Source organism: Nonomuraea mesophila (genome assembly GCF_004352805.1).
In the GTDB taxonomy this organism is placed as follows: Bacteria; Actinomycetota; Actinomycetes; order Streptosporangiales; family Streptosporangiaceae; genus Nonomuraea; species Nonomuraea longispora.
This window is the reverse complement of sequence record NZ_SMLD01000416.1, coordinates 1-564: the sequence shown is the minus strand read 5'-3', so window position 1 is coordinate 564 and position 564 is coordinate 1. Positions and strand designations below refer to the sequence as shown.

Annotated in this window: 1 protein-coding gene; it reads left to right on the top strand. The window is 72.5% G+C overall.

Features of this window, described 5'->3' with window-relative positions; genetic code table 11:
* Positions 1-209: 209 nt before the first annotated feature.
* Positions 210-564 (top strand): amidohydrolase family protein (locus E1295_RS48350; RefSeq protein ID WP_166427810.1); only part of this gene is annotated, 355 nt, incomplete at its 3' end.

The following is a 564-nucleotide window of genomic DNA, read 5'->3' as shown; positions in this document are numbered from 1 at the left end:
TGAGATGGGTACGCCTGGCGCCGGCCGTGGTCGCCCGCGCAGGCGGTCACCAGCATCCCGGCGACCACGGCCGGCGCCAGGCGTACCCATCTCATGCGCGCAAGATAACATCCGCATGATCGCGTGACTACCGTACGTCAGCACGACGGCTTCCGGCGGCCGGACTCACTACAGTGAGGCCATCACGTCTCCCACCCGGAGAGAGTCCCATGAACATCCGCGTGTACCGCAACGCCGCCATCTACCCGGGAACCGGCGCGCACCCGCCGGCCCAGGCCCTGGCGGTGCGGGGCCGGACGGTGCTGGCCGTCGGTAGTGAGGCGGACGTGCGCGAGGCCGCGGGGCCGGGCGCGGAGCTGATCGACCTGGAGGGCGCCGCCGTCCTGCCCGGCTTCTACGACGCCCACATCCACACCGCCCAGTACGCCCAGAGCCTGGACGCGGTCGACCTGCGCGACGTACGCACCCTGGACGAGGCCCTGACCAGGGTGGCCGCGCACGCCGCCAGGCTGCGACCGGGCGCCTGGCTGTTCGGCGGCCGGTGGGACAGCAACACCTGGGACC